We start from the raw sequence: 18,119 nt of genomic DNA, 5'->3' as shown, positions 1-18,119 counted from the left end.
GGCGCGTGGCACGATTGGACGTGCCATGACTGACACAGCGGACATCCAGGCGGGCCTGCCGACGGCCGCCCGCAGGCACCTTCCCGACGCCCCGTTCCTGGTGGCCGCCCGAGGCGGGATCCCGGAACGCGTGCCGGTGTGGTTCATGCGGCAGGCGGGCCGCTCGCTGCCGGAGTACCGGGCCGTGCGCGAGGGCGTGCCCATGCTCGCCGCCTGCTTCGACCCCGAGCTGGTCCGCGAGGTGACGCTGCAGCCGGTGCGCCGCCACGGCGTCGACGCGGCCATCCTGTTCAGCGACATCGTCGTGCCGCTGGTGGCCGCGGGCGTCGACCTGGACATCGTCGCGGGCACCGGGCCGGTCGTGGCCGAGCCGGTCCGCACCCCGGACGCCGTCGCCGCGCTGCCGACCCTGGACCCGGCCGCCGTCGCGCCGGTCGCCGAGGCCGTCCGGCTGCTCACCGCCGCGCTCGGCGACACCCCGCTGATCGGGTTCGCCGGCGCGCCGTTCACCCTGGCGTCCTACCTGGTCGAGGGCGGGCCCAGCCGCAACCACGAGCACACCAAGGCGCTGATGTACTCCGACCCGGAGACCTGGCACGCGCTGCTGGACCGGCTCGCCGACATCACCCTGACGTTCCTGCGCGCGCAGCTCGCCGCGGGCGTGGACGCCGTGCAGCTGTTCGATTCGTGGGCGGGCGCGCTGTCCGAACGCGACTACCGCCAGTACGTGCTGCCGCACTCCGCGCGCGTGCTGTCCGGGCTGGCCGACGCGGGTGTCCCGCGCATCCACTTCGGCGTCGGCACCGGCGCCCTGCTCGGCGCGATGCGCGAGGCCGGCGCGGACGTGGTCGGCGTCGACTGGCGCACCCCGCTGGACGAGGCCGTGCGCCGCGTCGCCGCCGCGCCGGGGGAGTTCGCCGCCGGACCGGTGGTGCAGGGCAACCTCGACCCCGCCGTGCTGTTCGCAGGCGACGAGGCAGTGCGCGCGCACGCCGAGCGGATCGTCGCCGAGGGCCGCTCGGCCGACGGCCACGTCTTCAACCTCGGGCACGGCGTGCTGCCGCAGACCGACCCCGACGTCCTGACCCGCCTGGTCGAGCTGGTGCACAGGCTGCCGGTGCGATGACCGCGGACGTCGCGGTCGTCGGCGGCGGGATCGCCGGGCTCGCGGCGGCGCACCGGCTGCGCGCGCTGCTCGGGCCGGGCGCGCGGATCGTCGTCCTGGAACAGTCCGACCGCGTCGGCGGCAAGCTGCGCACCGTCGACATCGCGGGCACGCGCTTCGACGTCGGCGCCGAGGCCTGGCTGAACCGCAGGCCCGAGGTCGCCGACCTGGTCGCCGAGCTGGGGCTCGGCGGTGTCGTGCACCCGACCGGCGCCCGCTCGACGGTCCGCGCGGGCGCGACCACCCGGCCCATCCCCGGCGGCACCATGCTCGGCCTGCCCGCCGACCCGGCCGCCGTCGCGGACGTGCTCTCCGCCGACGGGCTGCGCCGCGTCGAGGCCGAGGCGGGCCTGCGGCCGCTCCGGCTGGACGGCGACGCGCCGCTCGGCCCGCTGCTGCGCGAGCGCTACGGCGACGAGCTGACCGACCGCCTGGTCGACCCGCTGCTCGGCGGCGTCTACGCGGGCAGCGTCGACGGGCTCGGCCTGCGCGCCACCATGGCCCCCATCGCCGCCGCGCTCGACGCGGGCGCGACCTCGCTGACCGAGGCCGCGGCCAGGGTCGTGCGCCCGGCGACCGGCGAGCCCGTGTTCGCCACCCTGGAGACCGGTCTCAGCGGCCTGGTCCGGGGGCTGGCGGCCGCCGCCGACGTCCGCACCGGGACGGTCGTCCGAGAGCTGGAGCGCTCCGGCGCGGGCTGGCGGCTCGCGCTCGGCGCGGCCGCGCCCGGACACGCCCTCCCGGACCTGCGCGCTGACGCCGTCGTGCTCGCGGTCCCGGCGCCGTCGGCACGCAAGCTGCTGGCGGGCGTCGTACCGGAGGCGTCGGCCGCGTACGCGCGCGTGCAACTGGCCTCCATGGCGGTCGTGGCGCTCGCCTTCCCCGAGGGCACCGAGCTGCCCGGCACCTCCGGCGTCCTCGTCGGCGCGGGCGAGCGGCGCGCCGACGGCGCCCCGTTCGCGGTGAAGGCGTTCACCTACTCGGCGACGAAGTGGGGGCGCGGCGGTCCGGTGCTGGTGCGCGGGTCCGTCGGCCGCTTCGGCGACCCGGGCGCGCTGCGCCTCACCGACGACGAGCTGGTCCGCGTCGTCCGCGCGGACCTCGCCGAGCTGGCGGGCGTGACCGCAGGCCCGCTCGACGCCGTCGTCCAGCGGTGGGGCGGCGGGCTGCCGCAGTACGCCGTGGGGCACACCGACCTGGTCGCCGGGATCGAGCGCGCCGTCGCCGCGACGCCGGGGCTGGCGGTGGCGGGCGCCACACTGCACGGCGTCGGCCTCCCGGCCTGCGCGGCCACCGGGGACGCGGCCGCCCGACGTGTCGCCGCCCACCTGCTCGCCGCGCGCTGAGGGTGGGACGATGGCGGTATGGCCCGCCTGAACTACACCGAGCTCAACGACACGATCCGGTACACCATGTGGTCGGTCTTCCGCGTCACGCCCGGCGCGCTGCCCGCCGACCGGGGACCGGCAGCCACCGAGGCGCAGTCCTACCTGGACGCGCTCGCGGACAAGGGCGTCGAGGTGCGCGGCGTCTACGACGTCGCGGGCCTGCGGGCCGACGCGGACTACATGATCTGGTGGCACGCCGAGGCCATCGAGGAGGTCCAGGCGGCCTACACCGGATTCCGCCGCACCGCCGTCGGCCGGGCGTCCACGCCGGTGTGGAGCCAGGTCGCGCTGCACCGGCCCGCGGAGTTCAACCGCAGCCACATCCCGGCGTTCCTCGCCGGTGAGGAGGCGCGCAAGTACGTGTGCGTCTACCCGTTCGTGCGGTCGTACGAGTGGTACCTGCTGCCCGAGGCCGACCGCCGCAAGATGCTGGCCGACCACGGCAAGGAGGCCCGCGACTTCCCGGACGTGCGCGCGAACACCGTGGCGTCGTTCGCCCTCGGCGACTACGAGTGGATCCTCGCCTTCGAGGCCGACGAGCTGCACCGCATCGTCGACCTGATGCGCCACCTGCGCGGCACCGAGGCGCGGCTGCACGTGCGCGAAGAGATCCCGTTCTACACCGGGACCCGGCTGCCCGCCGCCGAGCTGGTGGCCAACCTGCCCTAGTCGGGAAGCGATTGTCGGTGACCGGGTCTAGCTTGGGCCCGGTTCCGCCAATCCCTCTCCCGAAAGGCACGATCATGGTCGTTCGCAAGACCGCGTGGCCCGCTGGCACGCCCTGCTGGGTCGACCTGGGCACCGATGTCGACCGCGCCGTCGCGTTCTACGGCGGGCTGTTCGGCTGGACCTTCGAGTCCGGCGGCGAGGAGTTCGCCGGGTACGGCATCGCGAGCAAGGACGGCCACCCCGTGGCGGGCATCGGGCCCAGGCAGTCGCCCGATCAGCCAGCGGTGTGGACCACCTACCTGGCCACCGAGGACGTCGCCGCGAGCGCCGAGGCCGTCGTCGCCGCGGGCGGCAAGCTCCTCTTCGAGCCGATGGCCGTCCACGACAAGGGCAGCATGGTCATCGCCGCCGACCCGGTCGGCGCCGTGTTCGGCCTGTGGCAGGCGGGCACCAACACCGGAGCCGACCTGGCGAACGAGCCGGGCGCGCTGGTGTGGAACGAGCACATGAGCGCCGATTCCGCGCGCGCCAAGGAGTTCTACGCCAAGGTCTTCGACTACACCTACGGCGCGGTCGACGGCATGGACACGTACTTCACCATCAACGTGCCCAACGCCGAGCAGCCCGTGGGAGGCATCGGCGACGGCGACGGCCCGGGCTGGGTGGTCTACTTCCAGGCCGAGGACGCCGACACCACCGCAGCCACGGTCCAGAAGCTGGGCGGCTCGGTGCTCGCCCCGATCGAGGACACCCCGTTCGGCCGAATGCTCACCCTCGCCGACGACCAGGGCACGCGCTTCCACGTGATGGCCAACGTCCCGGAGCAGTGACCCGCCCAGAGCCCGGAATGCGGGGGCGTTCCGGGCTCTACCGCCCGTTGCGGGCGTTCGGGGATGCCTGCTGGGGGAGCACGGCAGGAGTGTGGCTTTCGGCGCCCCCATCGACGGTGTTGGTGTCTGCTCGGGGAGCGCGATAGCTGGGGCGTTCCGGCTTATCGGCGCTGCCACCATCGGCGGCGGCGTTTTGCCGGTAGTGCCCACTCGCGGAAGGCGGCGGCGTCGGCCCGGGCGCGGGTGCCCGCGGGGCGGGGGTGGGCCTTGGCCCAGGTGTCGAAGAGTTCGCGGTAGCGGTCGCCGAGTTCGGCCGCGGTGTCCGGGTCGACGATGGCGTTCACCCGGCGGCGTTTGGCCAGGAGGGCGGTGGCCTCGATGGCCAGCATGCGTTCGTCGAAACCTGGTGGGGGTGGGCCGTCGGCGAGCACGGCGCGCAGGAGGTCCGCCTGCCTGCGGGCGAGGTCCGCGCGCGGGTCGGGGGTCATGGGGCGAGCACCGCGCGGATCACGGCGAGTTCTGCGGCGAAGTCCTCGTCGGCCGGGTAGTGGTCGTCGCGTTCGAGCAGGACGCCCGGGGGTTTGCGGCGGGCGCAGAGGTCGGCGAGCAGGTCGAAGACCTCCTGCGGGACCGGGTGGGCGTGCGAGTCGTGGTAGACGCCGTCGTGCTCGTAGCCGCCCGCGACGTGGACGTAAGCGACGCGCTCCAGGGGGAGGCCGTCGAGCAGGGCGTCGATGTCGTGCCCGAGGTTGCGGGCGTTGGCCCACATGTTGGCCACGTCGAGCAGCAGCAGGCACTCGGTGCGCTCGGCCAGCTCGGTGAGGAACTGGGCCTCGGTCAGTTCCGCGTCCGGCCACTCCAGCAGCGCGGCGATGTTCTCCAGCGCCAGCGGGACGCCCAGGATCGATTGCGCCGCAACGACATTCTCGGTGAGCACGTCCAGCGCGGCGCGGGTGCGGGGGACCGGCATCAGGTGCCCGGAGTCCAGCCCGCCCGCCCGCACGAAGCACACGTGGTCGCTCACCAGCGGCGCGTCGACCATGGCGGCGACCTCGGCGAGGTGCTCGACCCGGGCGGTGTCCACCGGGTCGGCCCCGCCCAGCGACAGCGAGACGGCGTGCGGGAGCACGGGGACGCCACGGGACCGGAGCACCCGCAGGGAGTCGGGGAGTTCGCCGCGGTGGATGTTCTCCGCGACGACCTCCACGAAATCGACTCCCGGCAGCCGTTCGACCGTCAGATCGATCTCCGACCGCCAGCCGATGCCCACCCCCACAGGTCCCATGGCGTCCATCATGCCCCCGCTTCGCGCGTCAGCCGCCGCCTCCGCCGCCGCAGCCGCCTCCCCCGCAGCTGCTGCTGCCCCCGCCGGAGCACGAGGAAGCGCCCGAGCACGCGTATCCCGACGACCCGCTGGACCCCAAGCCCGCGCCGCTCGCGCGGGTGGCGGCCAGCGCCGTGCTGATCTCCGGGTCCGGGTAGGCGGTCAGGCCCGCGAACAGCACGGCCGTCGTGGCCCCGCCGAGCAGCGCGGCCTCGGTGCCCGCGCCGGGCCGTGACTTCCCCCTCGCCTGGCCCAGCACCCGCTCACCGGCGTAGGTGCGCTCGGACAGCGGCGCCCGGTAGAGCGCGACGGTGACCACCGCGGTCACGATCAGCCCCACGGTGAGCCAGCCGACCGGGTAGCCCTTCGAGATGCCGTTGACCCACCGAGCCACGCCCACCACGAGGAGCACCAGCGCGGGAACCGCGGCGAGCCGCGCCCGCATGGCGCCCCCGTCGACCAGCAGCCCCTTGACGGCCAGCGACGTCCGCACGGCGCGCACCGTGTCGTCGCGGCCGACCCGGTCGACCAGCAGGCCCACGGTTCGGTTCGAGTACCTCTTCGCATCCGTCAGGACCGCCCGGTCGACCATGTCCGTCGCCGTGGCCCCCGCCACCACCCGGACCGTCCCGTTGCGGCTCGCCTTCAGCTTGCCGAGATCCAGCAGTCGGGCCACCGCGGTCTCCACCACCCGCCTCGGCCCCCCGGCCAGATACGCCAGTTCGTGCACGGAGAGCTGGTCGGCGCTGATCAACCCCGCCGTCGACCGGCCCACCGGCGTCCCCGCCCTGATCGCGATCCGCACCGCCGCGGCGAACAGCAGCACGAACACGAAACCGACCAGGTAGATCCGCAAGAAGTCGGGCCCGGAAATGCCCCACGGTTCCATTGCGTCCCCCTTGCCGGGCAGGCGGTCCCCTACGCGCCCGGGTGGCTCTCGCCGCCGCTGGTCACGACACGGACCACACCGCCCATCCATACTTTCCGGCTGTCCGATCAGGATCGACCGGGCAGGACCATGCTCTGGGGGTGTGATGGCGGGCACAAGACAGCTTGAGCAAGACTTAGGGAAGCCCTGGGCAGGATTTAGGCTTGCCGTTGCCGGGAAACGGACCGCGCGAAGATCGCGTGAGCGGCACGCGCCTCAGGTCGGGGCACCCGGCGAGGATACGGCCATTCCGGCCAACCGCGCCGCGTCGGCGAGCACCTTGTCGTAGGTGACCATGCAGTCGACGCTGTCGGCGACGTCCATCGCCGTGGCCAGGTGGATCGCGTCCAGGGTCCCGAGCCTGGGCGGCGGCAGGGTGGTCGCGTCGGCGAGCACGGGCGGCGTGATCTCGACCAGGTCCACCTTCTTGACCAGGAAGCGCTCAGCGACCGGGACCGCGCTGGGGTTCGTCCTGCCCAGGAGCCGGATCAGCTCCACGCCGAGCAGCGCCGACGACACCAAGCGCGGTTCCGGCCGACCCGTGAGCCAGTGACGCAGATCCGGCGACTCCTGTTCGGCGACGAACAGCTTGGCCAATGCCGAGGTGTCGAAGTAGATCAGCGTCGGCATTCAGCGGTCTCCGCGGAGTTCGTCCAACCACTCGTCGGTGGTCCGGTCGGTCAGGTTCGGCACCGGCTCGGGCAGGTCGGCCACGCTGAACGGCTCCTGCGCCTGGCGGATCAGCCCGGCTGCGACCAGTTGGGCGTAGCGGTCGTCGGCGGCCGGGACGATGCGGGCGATCGTCTTGCCGCGTTCGGTGATCTCGACGGTTTCCCCCGCCTTGACCAGCCCGAGAACCCGGGCCGTGTGGTGGGACAACTCGCGCATCCCCACGGTCGGGCGGACGGTTTCCTTCTCGGCCGGAGCAGACATGTCCCACATGTTACCACATGTGTGACCTACGCCTCGTCGGGGACCAGCCGCAGGGAGATGGAGTTGATGCAGTAGCGCTGGTCGGTGGGGGTCGGGTAGCCCTCGCCCTCGAAGACGTGGCCCAGGTGGCTGTGGCACGTCGCGCACAGGACCTCGGTGCGCACCATCCCGTGCGAGCGGTCCTCGCGCAGGATGACGCGGTCGCCCGCCAGGGGCGAGAAGAACGACGGCCAGCCGCAGTGGGAGTCGAACTTCGTCTCGCTGCGGAACAGCTCCGCCCCGCACGCCCGGCAGTGGTAGACCCCGGTGGTCTTGGTTTCGGTGTACTCGCCCGTCCAGGCGGGTTCGGTGCCCGCCTCGCGCAGGACGCGGTACTCGGCGGGGTTGAGCTCGGCGCGCCACTGCTCCTCGGACTTGACGACCGCGGGGGTGGCGCCGACGACCGGTTCCATGCCCTCCACGCTAGCCCAGCAGGGTCGTCACGATGAACACGACGGCGTCCCACGCGGCGATGGCCACACCCAGCAGGATCAGGATGGCCACGATGGCCGCCATCAGCCGGTAGTGGCCGCCGAGCCGGTTGGCCGAGTCGGCGAAGTCGGAGACGCCGCCGAGGTAGCCCTCGACGGTGTAGCCGGGGCGCACGCGCTCCAGCCGGTCCAGGTGCTCGGCGAAGGCCTGCGCCTCGGGGTCGTCGCGGTCGAGCCCGATGAGGTCGTCGTTGAACCGGTCGTGCGGTTCGTCCGGGGCCATGGGTTCACGGTAGCCCGCCGGGGCCGCGGATGTCGTCGCCCGAGCGACGGTTTCCCGGCGCGGACGAGCACGTCCGCGGACCGGCTCGGCCGCCCCGGCGACGGTAGTCTGCCGGGGTGGCAGCAGCCGAGGAGATCACCGTCGACGGCCGCGCGGTGCGCGTGTCCAACCCGGACAAACCGTACTTCGCGGAACTGAACCTCACCAAGCGCGACATCGTCACGTACTTCCTCTCGGTCGGCGACGGCATCCTGGGCGCGCTGCGCGAGCGGCCGACGACCCTGGAGCGCTGGCCGGGCGGGGTGTTCGAGGGCGCCAAGCTCTCCACCCGCGCCGACAACCGCGGCGACGCCTTCTACCAGAAGCGCGTCCCCAAGGGCGCCCCCGACTACGTCGAGACCGCGCGCATCGCCTTCCCCAGCGGCCGCCACGCCGACGAGGTCTGCCCCACCGAGCTGGCCGTCGTCGCCTGGGCGGCCAACCTCGGCACGCTGACCTTCCACCCCTGGCCCGTCCGCAGGGCCGACGTCGACCACCCCGACCAGTTGCGCATCGACCTCGACCCGCAGCCGGGGACCGACTTCGCCGACGCCGTGGCGATGGCCCACGAGGCCCGCGCGCTGCTCGACGAACTCGGGATGCAGGGGTTCCCCAAGACCTCCGGCGGCCGCGGGGTGCATCTCTACGTGCCCATCGAGCCGCGCTGGACGTTCGTGGAGGCGCGGCGGGCGGTGATCGCGTTCGGCCGGGAGTTGGAGCGGCGCAGGCCCGACCGGATCACCACGAAGTGGTGGAAGGAGGAGCGCGGCGAGCGCATCTTCCTCGACTACAACCAGATGGCCCGCGACCGCACGATCGCCTCCGCCTACTCCGTCCGCCCGACCAGGCGCGCGCTCGTGTCCGCGCCGCTGACCTGGGACGAACTCGCCGACGCGCGCCCTGAGGACTTCTCCGTGCTGACGATGCCCGCCCGGTTCGCCGAGGTCGGCGACCTGCACGCGCCGGTCAACGAGCACGCGTTCGGCCTGGAGCGGCTGCTGGAGATGTTCGAGCGCGACGAGCGCGACCGCGGCGAGGGCGACCTGCCGTACCCGCCGGAGTACCCGAAGATGGCGGGCGAGCCCAAGCGCGTGCAGCCCTCGCGGGCCCGGGACGACTGACCGGCTGCTCCATCCGGTCGAATACAGGACACTTCCGGCAAACGGAGGCAGGCAAAAAGTCGGTCGCCGTGCCTACACTCGATCTCGGAGGAGAGGAGGCTCGACGTGACCGACCCCTATCTGGTGCGCTACGTCGGCGGGCCCCTCGACGGGCGGGTCGACACGCTGACCGCGCCGACCGAGCCCCGGGAGACGGTCACCCACGTGCACCTGCACGAAGGGCCCAAGATCGTCCACCACTACGACCTGTCCTACGCGGTCGAACTCGGCTGCGAGTACCGGTTGCGCGAGGACAGCGCCAGCGGCTGACCCGGTCCAGAGTGGAACGCCCGGGTCAGGGCGGGCAGACCGTGCCGTCGCGCGGGACCGTGCCGTCGCGCAGGAACGCCGTCGCCGCCTCCGTCGCGCACGGCGACACCGCCAGCGCGCCGTGTCCTGACCCCTGCCAGGCCACCCCGACCCCGGTCGCCATGCGCTGCAACGCGCGCTCGGTGCCCTCCATGGGCGTGACGGGGTCGGCCGCGGTGGACAGCAGGACGATCGGCGGGGCCGTCTTGGCGGTCGCCTGCGGCACCGGCTTCGACGACACCGGCCACGGCCCGCACAGCGCCAACCACTGCGCAGAGAGTGCGCCGAAGACTGGATAGCGGTCGTGCAGTTCGCGCGTGGTCTGCTCGATCTGCTCGGTCGCCAGGCGGGACTTGGTGTCGTTGCACCGGACGACCAGCGTGCCGTCGAACGTGGCGGGCAGGTCCCCGGTGTCGGCGGCGACCTGGTCGACGAACCCGCCCAGGGCGACGTAGGAGCCGTCGCGGGCCTCGGCGATCGCGGTGGCCAGCTCGGGCCAGTCGGCGCGGTCGCGCAGGCCGTGCAGGACCGCGCGCAGCAGGATCCCGGCGCCCGGGCCGGTCAGGACCTCGGAGACGACCTCGCGCGCGCCCGGCTCCAGCGGGCACGAGCGGGCGGCGCAGTCCTCGGCGAAGGCGTCCAGCGTGGCCTCGGCCCCGGCCGCGACGCCGGTGACGACGACGCGGGCGTCCTCGTCGGGGTCGGGGTGTCCGTCCAGGACCATCCGGCCGACGCGGTCGGGGTAGCGCTCGGCGAACACCGACAGCACGCGCGAGCCCTCGCCGTGCCCGATGGCGTGCAGGTGCTCCATCCCCAACCCGACCCGCACCGCCTCGGCGTCGGCCGCCGTGCGCCAGGTGTCCAGCGCGGGCAGCCGCGACTCCAGCGCGATCGAGCAGTTCTGCCCGGCGCTGCGCGCCAGGTCGATCCAGTCGGTGACCTCCAGCGCGCGCGGGTCCGCGCCGAGAAGGTCCTGGCGCACGTCGGATGGCACACAGCGCACGGCGTCGGAGTTGCCCGTACCCCGGCGGTCGACGCCGACGAGGGAGAAGGCGGCGAGGAACTCCTTCGGCATCCGCGCGGCCAACTGGGCGGCGTAGAGGGTGCCGGGGAGGCCGTCGATGTCGTTGAACACGGCGATGGGGATCTCCCCGCTGCCCGCCCGCAGCACCTGCATCCGCATGGTGCCGCGCCCGGGGGCGTAGGGGGAGTCGAGGACGCCGTTGACCCGCCCGCAGGCGATCTCCAGGTCCTGCGGCAACGCCAACTCGCCCAACCGCTCGCCGATCTCGGGCCCGCACTCGTTCCACCGCACGGACCCGGCACCCGGCTTCCCCAACGGCGGCACCCCGGCAGGCCCCGGCACCTCAGCGGAAGGCGGCGCGAACGTATCCCCACCCCGGACGACGATGGCGGGCCTGCTGGACGGCCCGGCGGTGCACGAAACCGTGAACGCCGCCACCATCACGCAGGCGACCAGACGCCTCAAACACCCACCTCCCGACACTGCCGCCACCCTGCCATCCCCCCGGTGAGGACCGGGTGAACGGGGGCAATGGCAACCGCGCCCCCGCGGCGGCTGGTGGTGCGGGGGAGGGGACGGGAACCCGGGCTGGCGGGGGACAGGGCCCTCGGGCTGGCGGGGGACAGAGACTTCGGGCTGGTGGAGGGATCGGCTGGTTCAGGGATCTCGGGCTGGCGGAGGGATCTCGGGCTGAGGCGGAGGCCGGGCTGGGCCGCAGGCATAGCCGAGCCGGGGGGAGGTCGTGTTCGGTGGTGGGGTGAGGTGCGTCCGCGTGGACTCGCCGCTGAACCTGGTCCGAGCCTGGGAACCAGCGCAGCCGAGGACAGGCCTAGTAGGACTCCTCCCACCCCATACGTAGGATGTTTCCGTGGTCATGGCGCGTGCGGAGTGGTTGGGGCGGTCGGGACGGTGGTGGGGGGTCGTCTCGGGGGTGCCGCGGCTTGTGGGGTCTGTGCCGCCCACCGTTCAGGTGTTGCTGGGGGTTATCAGCGTTCAGGTTGGTGGGGCGGTCGCCAAGACGTTGTTCGCCAGTGCTGGGCCGATGGGGGTCGTGACGCTGCGGTTGGTGTTCGCGGCGGGCATTCTGCTGTTGTTGTGGCGGCCGCGCGTCAAGCGGGAGGCGTTGGGGGTCGTCGTCGCCTACGGGCTTGTGTTGGCCTCCATGAACCTGTTGATCTACCTGGCGATCGCGCGCATCCCGCTCGGGGTCGCGGTGACCATCGAGTTCCTCGGGCCCCTGGCCGTCGCGCTCGTGGGGTCTCGCCGGGTGCTCGACGTCGTCTGGGCGCTGATGGCGGCCGCCGGTGTCGTGTTGCTCGCGCGGGCCGGAGGGGACGTCGACATCGTCGGGGTGCTGCTCGCCGCCGGGGCGGGTGTCTGCTGGGCCGGGTACATCCTGCTCAGCCACCGCATGGGGAGCCGGACCAGCGGCGGGGGCGGGCTGGCGCTCGGCATGGCCATCGGCGCGGTCGTCGCCGTGCCGTTCGGGGTGGCCGACGCGGGCTCGGCGCTGCTCTCGCCGACCGTGCTGCTGGCCGGGCTGGCCGTGGCGCTGCTGTCGTCGGTGATCCCGTACTCGCTGGAGCTGCAGGCGCTGCGCCGGATCCCGCCGAGGGTGTTCGGCGTGCTGATGAGCATCGAGCCCGCCGTGGCCGCGATCGCGGGCATGGTCGTGCTGAACGAGCTGCTGCACCCCGTCCAGTGGGTGGCGGTCTGCCTGGTCGTGGCCGCCTCCGTCGGCGTCACCCGGGCGGGCTAGGACCGCTCCTTGACCTCGCCCCGCAGCACCGCGTCCAGGTCGTAGCGGGCGGGCTCCTCCAACTGCTCGTACGTGCACGACGCGGGCTCGCGGTCGGGGCGCCAGCGGCGGAACTGCGCGGTGTGCCGGAACCGCCCGGGGTAGCCGCCCTCGGTGTGCTCGTAGGCGACCTCGACCACCTGCTCCAGCCGCAGCGGCACCCACGGCTGCTCGGTCGTGCGCCACCGGCTGACCGCGCCAGGCATCCGCAGCGCGTCGTGGTCGGCGTCGGCGGCGGCCCACGGGTGGTTCTCCCGGCCGCCGGGGATCAGCGGGGCCATCTCGGCGGCCAGCTCGCGGCGGCGCGCCGCCGGGAACGAGCCGACCACGCCGACGTGGTGCAGGTGCCCCTCGTGGTCGTAGAGCCCCAGCATCAGCGACCCGACGGCCTCGCCCGGCTCGGTGTCCTTGTACCAGCGCAGGCCCGCGACCACGCAGTCCGCCGTGCGCGAGTGCTTGAACTTCAGCAGCGTGCGCTTGTTCGGGGTGTACTCGCCGTCCGCGGGCTTGCCCATCACGCCGTCGAGGCCCGCGCCCTCGAAGATCTCGAACCAGCGGCGGGCCAGGTCGGCCGAGCGGGTCACCGGGGTCAGGTGCACGCGCTCGCCGAGGGTCAGCGCGCCCTCCAGGATCTCCCTGCGCCGCACCGTCGCCGTCTCCAGCAGCACGTCGTCGCCCAGGGCCAGGATGTCGAAGGCGATGTAGCGCGACGGCGTGGTCTCCGACAGCAGCGCGACCCGGCTCGCCGCCGGGTGGATGCGCTCGGCCAGCCGGTCGAAGTCCAGTCTGCCGTCGATGTCGACGATCAGCTCGCCATCGACGACCGCCCGCTCCGGCAGCGCCGCCCGCAGCGCGGCCTCCGCCTCTGGGAAGTACCGGTTGAGCGGCTTGCCCGACCGCGACTGCAGGAACACCTCGTCCCCGTCGCGGAAGGCCAGACAGCGGAAGCCGTCGTACTTGGGCTCGAAGACCAGGTCGTCCCCGTCCGGGATGGACGGCACGGCCTTGGCCAGCATCGGTTGGACCGGCGGGGTCAGCGGAAGGGCCACGCGCCCATCCTGCCTGATCAGCGCACGCGTGTCCGCCGCGCCGCGCCCAACTCCACGCGCACGGCCGTCGGCAGCGCGTCGACGCCGAGCGATTCGCGGGCCCGGCGCAGCACCGAGCCGTCCAGCTCCTGCCACACCGCCTTGACGTCGGCGCCCTCGGCCAGCCACAGGCTCAGCCGCAGGGCGGGCGCGTCCCGCTCGCCGACCACGGCCGCCTTGGCCCGGTCCACCCCGCGCACCCGCTCGGCGTCGGCGGCGATGGCCGAGGAGAGCGCGCCGGAGGTGACCGTCAGGGCGTCGTCGAGGCGCAGGTCCGGGTGCGCCTCCGGCCGCAGCGCCCGCGCGGCGAGCCAGAGGCCCAGCACGAGCAGCAGCACGCCCGCGACGATCGCGGCGATCCTGGCCATCAGCGGCCACGCGGCGATGGTGTCCAGCGCGACCGGGTCGAGCACCGGCCGGGCCGCCCGGAACCGGCCGAGCCAGCCCGCCGCGACGACCAGGGCGAGCGCCCCGGCGAGCAGGGCGAGCAGCCCGACGACGCCGGTCAGGCCGCGCTCAGCGCGATAGGAGCGGGCGACGGCCCGCAACGACGGCGTCACTCCGCCTCCCCGGGATCAACCATGGTGGGCACGTTGGGCAGGCATCCGCAGGCTGCGGGGGTTTCCGTGGCTGGCCTGCGTCTCGTTCCCCTTAGGTGCGGTCGGCAGGTCAATGGCAGGCGCACGAGCGGGTTCATGGGCGGTCCCTCGGCGAGTCGACGACGACGCTGACGCGCGGTGTGCGGGCCAGCGGCAGGTCCGCGAGCACCGCGCCGACGACGCCGGTCAGCCGCGGCCGCAGCCGCGCCTCCGGCTCGATCGCGCTCGACGCCCGCACCCGCACCTTCCGCCGGGACGCGCTGACCGTCGCGCCGGAGACGTCGTCCTGGGCGCGCACCCGCGTCCCGACGATGCGGGCCAGCGACCGCGGCGAGGTCCGCACCGTCACCCCCGGCGCCGGGTCCAGCAGCGCCACGTCCCGCCTGCCCGTGGCCAGCGCGGCCACCAGCAGGAGCAGGCCAGCGACCGCGGTGATCAGGGCCGTCACCCGGACCGGCGTGCTCTCCCAGGTCAGCGTGCTCAGCTCAGCCCGCCACCGCGGCCACGGCACGACCAGCGGGCCCGCGTCCGGACGCAGCCACCGCCAGCCCACCTCCACCGCCAGCAGGGCGCCCGCCGTGGCGATGGCCAGGGCCAGCAGCACCGCCACGATCCTCACGACCACGCGCACGGCTCACTCCACCCGCTTCCCTGTCGGCGCCACCAGGCCGGTGACCACGACCTCGACACGGCGCACCTGATAGCCGGTGATGCGCTCCACCTCGTCGGCGACCCTGGCCCGGACCGCGGCGGCCACGGACCGCAGCTCGGCGGGGTAGCGCAGGGCGAGTTCGACGCGCAGGCGCACCTGGGGGCCGTCGCCGTCGACGTCGGCCGCCGCCCCGTGCCGCCCCATGCCGAGCGCGCCCGCCGTGCGGGCGGCGCCGGGGGTGCTGTCCGCGGCCCGCTCGGCGACCCGCCGCACGACGGACGGGGCGATGGTGAGCGTGCCGCGGTCCTCCGGGCTCACTTGTCCTTGCCCCGGCCCGCGAACACGTCGGACAGGTCGAGCTCGCCGTCGATCACCCTGCCGATCACCAGGCCGACGAACCCGACGGCCAGGGTCACCAGGAAGGCGATGAAACCCTGGGTGGCCGCGAGGCCGAGGATGAGACCGGCGATGATGCCGGTCTGGGTGGCGTTCATGATTCCCCTTTGCGGATCAGCGAACCCTGGGCTTGCGGAAGCGCCGCGTGTACCAGCGGCGCACCCGGCGCGCGGCGCCGCGCACCCCGCGCGGCGGGTCGGCGCCCCCGACGACCGGGGCGTCGAAGCGGGCGTCGCGGCGCGCCCGCAGCTCGGCGAGCCCGGCGGCGAACGCCTCCGGGTCGCCCCCTCGGTCCGGGTGGTTGCGCCTGATGAACTCCCGGTACTCCGCGCGCCAGGTCACCGTGCCTCCACGTCGGACACGTGCACGTCGACCGGCACGCCGCCCGCGACACCGCGCACCAGCTCGCGCAGTTCGGCGGTGACGGCGGGGATGGGCCGGTCCGCGGTCAGCACGACCGCCACCTCGACCCCGCCCCGGGCGTCCACCCCGACCCCGACGACGCGCCGCCCGGGCAGCGCGGTCGCGACGGTCCCGAACGGACCGCCGTCGAGCCGCACCACCGCCGGGTGCGCGAGCACCGCGGCGGCGAGCCGGTCGGCGATGTCGGGCATCACTCGACCCGGGCCTGCGCCGTCTCGTCCCCGCTGCCGTTGTCGTCGGGCAGGTGGATGTCGTTGACGGAGATGTTGACCTCGATCACCTCGAGGCCCGTCATCCGCTCCACCGCGGTGATCACGTTGCGGCGCACGGCGCGGGCCAGCTCGACGATCCCGGCGCCGTACTCGACGACCAGGTCGAGGTCGATCGCGGCCTGCTTCTCGCCCACCTCGACGGCGACGCCGGAGGTGGACACCGTCCCCGCGCCCGGGATGCGCTCGCGGATCGCGCCGAAGGCGCGGGAGACGCCCCCGCCCATCGCGTGCACGCCGGACACCTCGCGGGCGGCCATGCCCGCGATCTTCTGCACGACGCCGGAGGCGATGGTGGTCTTGCCCTGGGACTGCTCGTCGCCCAGGCGTGCGGGCACGCCGCCCGCACGGGTGCTGGGGACGGACCCGGCGGACTCGGTCGCCGGGGTGTCGGATGTGGTGCTGGGCTGTGCCATGGTCGGCGGCTCCCTCTACGGCGTCGGAGAGATCTCTGCGGCCGGCCGGTTCCGCCGTCCGCACCCCTTGTGATGCCACAGCATCCGTGGATCTCCCGGCAAGTCACCCGATCGGGGGAGGAACCACGTCGACGACCCGGACGTCGACCCCGGTCGCCACCGGCCCGACCCGCTCGGCCAGTCCGGCGAGGACACTCGCGCGGACCCGCTCGGCCAGCGCGTCCGCCGCGACGCCGTAGCGCACGGCGAGTCCGATGTGGATCGTGTCGGCCTCGGTGCGCACCGCGCGCACGTGCCCGAGCCCCGCGACCGCGTCGGCGGCGACGCGGCGCACGACCATCACCACGACGTGGTCGGCGACCCGGACGCCCTCGGCGACGCCGTGATAGGTCCCGCCCGTCCCGCGCACGCCGCGCAGCACGTCGACCATGCGCTCGGCGAGCCCGGGCGGGGCGGGCGGCGGAGTGGCCGCCGCGGCGCGCACGTCGTCCCAGTGGTTGTCGAGACGGGCGAGTTCGGGGCCGCAGTGCGGGCAGGCGCGGGCGTGGCGGGCCAGGTCGGGGTCGGCGGCGGGGCCGTCGGCGGCCAGGCGCAGCAGGTCCTCGCTCCGGCGCCCGCAGGGCATGGCGGTCATCGCAGCTCCCTCAGCTTCGCCAACAGGGCCACCCTCGCCCGGTGCAGCCTGCGGTGCAAGACCGTGACCTCCACCCCCAGCACCTCGGCGACCTCGGCGTAGCTCAACCCCTCGAACTCGCGCAGCACGAGCGGCACGCGCTGGCCGGGCTCCAGCGCGGCGATCGCCCGGTGCACGGCAGCGGCCCGCTCCCGCAGCAGCGCTTGGCCCTCCGGCGTCGGCCCCTGGTCGACGACCTCGACCCCGGTCAGCGACGCGGTCGGCCTGCGGCGGCGCAGATGGGCGACGGCGGTGTTGCTCACCACCCGGTAGAGCCAGGTGGACACCTTCGCCTCGCCGCGGAAGCCGGACAGGCCCCGCCACGCGGCGATCCAGGCGTCCTGCACGACGTCCTCGGCGTCGGCCGGGTCCCCGCACACGCGCAGGGCGACCCGGTACATCCGGTCGGTGTGGGCGCGCACGAGCGCGTCGAACGCGGCCGCGTCGCCCTGTGCGGCGCGCGCGGCCAGCGCCTCGTCCGACACCGTCACTGCCCCCGGCGATACCGCAGCATCAGGAAGCCGTCCTCGACCAGCAGGGACTCCAGGCGCAGCCGGGTGGGCAGGTGCGGCCGGGTGCCGACGGCGATGCGGCTGGGGCCGCCACCGGCGAGCATCGGCGAGACGGTCAGGTTGAGCTGGTCGACGAGGTCGGCGGCGACGAGCGCGCCGAAGAGCTCCGGCCCGCCCTCGCAGCACACGCGGTTCAGGCCGCGCTCCCCCAGCGCGGCGATGGCGGCCGCCGGGTCGACCTGGTCGTGCCCGGCGACGACGACCTCGGCGCCCGCGGCGGCCAGCGCCCGCCTGCGCCCCGCGTCGGCCGACTCGGCGGTGATGACGATCGGCGGGACGAGCGTGTCGGTGATCAGCGGGGAGTCCGGCGGGACGGAGCAGCGGCCGCTGACCACCGCGATCGGGGGGACCTCGCCGAGCCCGCGCGCCGACCGGCGCCGGTCGCGCAGCTCCCTGCGCTTGATGCCGCGGTAGCCCTCCGCGTGCGCGGTGCCCCAGCCGACGAGCACCACGTCGGCGAGGTCGCGGCCGAGGGCGAGGATCCTGCGGTCGCCCGGGCTGGACAGGCCGACGGACTTGCCCGACAGCTCCGCGCCGCCGTCGGCGCTGGCGACGAAGTTGACCTGCACGAACGGCGCGGTCAGGTCGGGCGGGTAGTCGTAGAGATCTTCCAGGTCGGTGTCGTCCACCACATCGGGAGGGGGCTGACCTGGGGAAACAGGGGGGAGCGGCCACAGCTTGTGCACCGGTCCATCCCAGCACGCCGCTACG

Annotated in this window: 26 protein-coding genes; 7 read left to right on the top strand and 19 right to left on the bottom strand. The window is 74.2% G+C overall.

All coding sequences use genetic code 11. From position 1 onward, the window contains the following. Positions 1–25 precede the first annotated feature (25 nt). From hemE to IEY98_RS25690, 4 genes are all read left to right on the top strand, one after another. Positions 26–1,126 (top strand): uroporphyrinogen decarboxylase, encoded by a 1,101-nt coding sequence (gene hemE, locus IEY98_RS25705; protein ID WP_189213198.1) that lies wholly within the window; start codon positions 26–28, stop codon positions 1,124–1,126. Continuing rightward, positions 1,123–2,511 (top strand): protoporphyrinogen oxidase, encoded by a 1,389-nt coding sequence (gene hemG / locus IEY98_RS25700; RefSeq protein WP_189213197.1) that lies wholly within the window; start codon positions 1,123–1,125, stop codon positions 2,509–2,511. Before hemE ends, hemG begins: the two co-directional genes overlap by 4 nt. Before the next feature lie 18 nt (positions 2,512–2,529). Beyond that, complete coding sequence (hemQ, locus tag IEY98_RS25695; protein WP_189213196.1) at positions 2,530–3,222, top strand: hydrogen peroxide-dependent heme synthase; 693 nt, start codon at positions 2,530–2,532, stop codon at positions 3,220–3,222. Positions 3,223–3,296: 74 nt separating this feature from the next. Next, complete coding sequence (locus tag IEY98_RS25690) at positions 3,297–4,052, top strand: VOC family protein (protein ID WP_189213195.1); 756 nt, start codon at positions 3,297–3,299, stop codon at positions 4,050–4,052. 161 nt (positions 4,053–4,213) lie between these two features. Here IEY98_RS25690 and IEY98_RS25685 read toward each other — a convergent pair whose 3' ends face one another. The 7 genes from IEY98_RS25685 to IEY98_RS25655 all read right to left on the bottom strand — a co-directional run bounded on the left by IEY98_RS25685 (position 4,214) and on the right by IEY98_RS25655 (position 7,990). Further along, positions 4,214–4,540, bottom strand: a complete 327-nt coding sequence (locus IEY98_RS25685) for an SCO6045 C-terminal-like domain-containing protein (protein ID WP_189213194.1) — start codon at positions 4,538–4,540, stop codon at positions 4,214–4,216. Beyond that, positions 4,537–5,337, bottom strand: a complete 801-nt coding sequence (locus IEY98_RS25680; RefSeq protein ID WP_189213193.1) for an MbnB/TglH/ChrH family RiPP precursor modification enzyme — start codon at positions 5,335–5,337, stop codon at positions 4,537–4,539. Before IEY98_RS25680 ends, IEY98_RS25685 begins: the two co-directional genes overlap by 4 nt. 28 nt (positions 5,338–5,365) lie before the next feature. Further along, positions 5,366–6,265: a TIGR04222 domain-containing membrane protein gene (locus IEY98_RS25675; protein ID WP_189213192.1), complete on the bottom strand. Its 900-nt coding sequence runs from the start codon at positions 6,263–6,265 to the stop codon at positions 5,366–5,368. A 255-nt stretch (positions 6,266–6,520) separates the two neighbouring features. Continuing rightward, positions 6,521–6,934, bottom strand: a complete 414-nt coding sequence (locus IEY98_RS25670; RefSeq protein ID WP_189213191.1) for a type II toxin-antitoxin system VapC family toxin — start codon at positions 6,932–6,934, stop codon at positions 6,521–6,523. Then, positions 6,935–7,237 carry a type II toxin-antitoxin system Phd/YefM family antitoxin gene (locus IEY98_RS25665; RefSeq protein WP_229787437.1) on the bottom strand — a complete coding sequence of 101 codons (303 nt, stop codon included), beginning with the start codon at positions 7,235–7,237 and terminating at the stop codon, positions 6,935–6,937. Between the two features lie 26 nt (positions 7,238–7,263). Beyond that, entirely contained in the window at positions 7,264–7,689 is a 426-nt protein-coding gene (gene msrB, locus IEY98_RS25660) for a peptide-methionine (R)-S-oxide reductase MsrB (RefSeq protein ID WP_189213190.1), read from the bottom strand. Between the two features lie 10 nt (positions 7,690–7,699). Next, positions 7,700–7,990, bottom strand: coding sequence for a hypothetical protein (locus tag IEY98_RS25655; protein WP_189213189.1), 291 nt, complete (start codon positions 7,988–7,990; stop codon positions 7,700–7,702). Positions 7,991–8,106: 116 nt separating this feature from the next. Between IEY98_RS25655 and ligD the strand changes: the two genes are divergently transcribed. Both ligD and IEY98_RS25645 read left to right on the top strand, forming a co-directional pair. After that, positions 8,107–9,150 (top strand): non-homologous end-joining DNA ligase, encoded by a 1,044-nt coding sequence (gene ligD, locus IEY98_RS25650; protein ID WP_189213188.1) that lies wholly within the window; start codon positions 8,107–8,109, stop codon positions 9,148–9,150. Positions 9,151–9,255: 105 nt separating this feature from the next. Next, positions 9,256–9,459: a DUF8847 domain-containing protein gene (locus tag IEY98_RS25645; protein ID WP_189213187.1), complete on the top strand. Its 204-nt coding sequence runs from the start codon at positions 9,256–9,258 to the stop codon at positions 9,457–9,459. A 25-nt stretch (positions 9,460–9,484) separates the two neighbouring features. Here IEY98_RS25645 and IEY98_RS25640 read toward each other — a convergent pair whose 3' ends face one another. After that, positions 9,485–10,813: an alpha/beta fold hydrolase gene (locus tag IEY98_RS25640; RefSeq protein ID WP_189213186.1), complete on the bottom strand. Its 1,329-nt coding sequence runs from the start codon at positions 10,811–10,813 to the stop codon at positions 9,485–9,487. A 751-nt stretch (positions 10,814–11,564) separates the two neighbouring features. On the opposite strand from IEY98_RS25640, the gene IEY98_RS25635 reads away from it, so the two are divergent. Continuing rightward, entirely contained in the window at positions 11,565–12,281 is a 717-nt protein-coding gene (locus IEY98_RS25635) for an EamA family transporter (RefSeq protein WP_373292458.1), read from the top strand. On the opposite strand, the gene IEY98_RS25630 is transcribed toward IEY98_RS25635, so the two are convergent. From IEY98_RS25630 to IEY98_RS25580, 11 genes are all read right to left on the bottom strand, one after another. Beyond that, entirely contained in the window at positions 12,278–13,369 is a 1,092-nt protein-coding gene (locus tag IEY98_RS25630; protein ID WP_189213185.1) for an ATP-dependent DNA ligase, read from the bottom strand. The genes IEY98_RS25635 and IEY98_RS25630 overlap by 4 nt on opposite strands. 17 nt (positions 13,370–13,386) lie before the next feature. After that, positions 13,387–13,968 (bottom strand): alkaline shock response membrane anchor protein AmaP, encoded by a 582-nt coding sequence (locus IEY98_RS25625; protein ID WP_189213184.1) that lies wholly within the window; start codon positions 13,966–13,968, stop codon positions 13,387–13,389. 133 nt (positions 13,969–14,101) lie between these two features. Then, positions 14,102–14,638, bottom strand: a complete 537-nt coding sequence (locus IEY98_RS25620; RefSeq protein ID WP_189213183.1) for a DUF6286 domain-containing protein — start codon at positions 14,636–14,638, stop codon at positions 14,102–14,104. A 3-nt stretch (positions 14,639–14,641) separates the two neighbouring features. Then, positions 14,642–14,977 carry an Asp23/Gls24 family envelope stress response protein gene (locus IEY98_RS25615; RefSeq protein ID WP_189213182.1) on the bottom strand — a complete coding sequence of 112 codons (336 nt, stop codon included), beginning with the start codon at positions 14,975–14,977 and terminating at the stop codon, positions 14,642–14,644. Then, positions 14,974–15,153: a hypothetical protein gene (locus tag IEY98_RS25610; protein ID WP_189213181.1), complete on the bottom strand. Its 180-nt coding sequence runs from the start codon at positions 15,151–15,153 to the stop codon at positions 14,974–14,976. Before IEY98_RS25610 ends, IEY98_RS25615 begins: the two co-directional genes overlap by 4 nt. Positions 15,154–15,169: 16 nt before the next feature. Further along, complete coding sequence (locus IEY98_RS25605; RefSeq protein ID WP_189213180.1) at positions 15,170–15,397, bottom strand: hypothetical protein; 228 nt, start codon at positions 15,395–15,397, stop codon at positions 15,170–15,172. Continuing rightward, entirely contained in the window at positions 15,394–15,669 is a 276-nt protein-coding gene (locus tag IEY98_RS25600; RefSeq protein ID WP_189213179.1) for a hypothetical protein, read from the bottom strand. The genes IEY98_RS25605 and IEY98_RS25600 overlap by 4 nt, the downstream gene beginning before the upstream one ends. Then, the gene (locus tag IEY98_RS25595) at positions 15,669–16,163 is read right to left on the bottom strand and encodes an Asp23/Gls24 family envelope stress response protein (protein ID WP_189213178.1); all 495 of its coding nucleotides are present in this window, start codon (positions 16,161–16,163) and stop codon (positions 15,669–15,671) included. The genes IEY98_RS25600 and IEY98_RS25595 overlap by 1 nt, the downstream gene beginning before the upstream one ends. A gap of 103 nt (positions 16,164–16,266) precedes the next feature. Beyond that, complete coding sequence (locus tag IEY98_RS25590; protein WP_189213177.1) at positions 16,267–16,797, bottom strand: hypothetical protein; 531 nt, start codon at positions 16,795–16,797, stop codon at positions 16,267–16,269. Then, positions 16,794–17,321: an RNA polymerase sigma factor gene (locus IEY98_RS25585; protein ID WP_373292464.1), complete on the bottom strand. Its 528-nt coding sequence runs from the start codon at positions 17,319–17,321 to the stop codon at positions 16,794–16,796. Before IEY98_RS25585 ends, IEY98_RS25590 begins: the two co-directional genes overlap by 4 nt. Before the next feature lie 2 nt (positions 17,322–17,323). Continuing rightward, positions 17,324–18,040: a pyrimidine reductase family protein gene (locus IEY98_RS25580; RefSeq protein ID WP_189213175.1), complete on the bottom strand. Its 717-nt coding sequence runs from the start codon at positions 18,038–18,040 to the stop codon at positions 17,324–17,326. Positions 18,041–18,119 lie beyond the last annotated feature (79 nt).

The sequence above is a fragment of the Actinokineospora fastidiosa genome (assembly GCF_014648415.1).
Taxonomy (GTDB): domain Bacteria; phylum Actinomycetota; class Actinomycetes; order Mycobacteriales; family Pseudonocardiaceae; genus Actinokineospora; species Actinokineospora fastidiosa.
The sequence above is the reverse complement of the archived record's forward strand: the minus strand, read 5'-3'. Positions and strand labels throughout refer to the sequence as shown.

What these genes read in the sequence shown, in the direction of transcription:
- hemE (WP_189213198.1), top strand. Translation starts at nt 26, where the DNA reads ATGACTGACACAGCGGACATCCAGGCGGGCCTGCCGACGGCCGCCCGC.
- hemG (WP_189213197.1), top strand. Translation starts at nt 1,123, where the DNA reads ATGACCGCGGACGTCGCGGTCGTCGGCGGCGGGATCGCCGGGCTCGCG.
- hemQ (WP_189213196.1), top strand. Translation starts at nt 2,530, where the DNA reads ATGGCCCGCCTGAACTACACCGAGCTCAACGACACGATCCGGTACACC.
- IEY98_RS25690 (WP_189213195.1), top strand. Translation starts at nt 3,297, where the DNA reads ATGGTCGTTCGCAAGACCGCGTGGCCCGCTGGCACGCCCTGCTGGGTC.
- IEY98_RS25685 (WP_189213194.1), bottom strand. Translation starts at nt 4,540, where the DNA reads ATGACCCCCGACCCGCGCGCGGACCTCGCCCGCAGGCAGGCGGACCTC.
- IEY98_RS25680 (WP_189213193.1), bottom strand. Translation starts at nt 5,337, where the DNA reads ATGGGACCTGTGGGGGTGGGCATCGGCTGGCGGTCGGAGATCGATCTG.
- IEY98_RS25675 (WP_189213192.1), bottom strand. Translation starts at nt 6,265, where the DNA reads ATGGAACCGTGGGGCATTTCCGGGCCCGACTTCTTGCGGATCTACCTG.
- IEY98_RS25670 (WP_189213191.1), bottom strand. Translation starts at nt 6,934, where the DNA reads ATGCCGACGCTGATCTACTTCGACACCTCGGCATTGGCCAAGCTGTTC.
- IEY98_RS25665 (WP_229787437.1), bottom strand. Translation starts at nt 7,237, where the DNA reads ATGTCTGCTCCGGCCGAGAAGGAAACCGTCCGCCCGACCGTGGGGATG.
- msrB (WP_189213190.1), bottom strand. Translation starts at nt 7,689, where the DNA reads ATGGAACCGGTCGTCGGCGCCACCCCCGCGGTCGTCAAGTCCGAGGAG.
- IEY98_RS25655 (WP_189213189.1), bottom strand. Translation starts at nt 7,990, where the DNA reads ATGGCCCCGGACGAACCGCACGACCGGTTCAACGACGACCTCATCGGG.
- IEY98_RS25635 (WP_373292458.1), top strand. Translation starts at nt 11,565, where the DNA reads ATGGGGGTCGTGACGCTGCGGTTGGTGTTCGCGGCGGGCATTCTGCTG.
- IEY98_RS25610 (WP_189213181.1), bottom strand. Translation starts at nt 15,153, where the DNA reads ATGAACGCCACCCAGACCGGCATCATCGCCGGTCTCATCCTCGGCCTC.
- IEY98_RS25600 (WP_189213179.1), bottom strand. Translation starts at nt 15,669, where the DNA reads ATGCCCGACATCGCCGACCGGCTCGCCGCCGCGGTGCTCGCGCACCCG.
- IEY98_RS25595 (WP_189213178.1), bottom strand. Translation starts at nt 16,163, where the DNA reads ATGGCACAGCCCAGCACCACATCCGACACCCCGGCGACCGAGTCCGCC.
- IEY98_RS25590 (WP_189213177.1), bottom strand. Translation starts at nt 16,797, where the DNA reads ATGACCGCCATGCCCTGCGGGCGCCGGAGCGAGGACCTGCTGCGCCTG.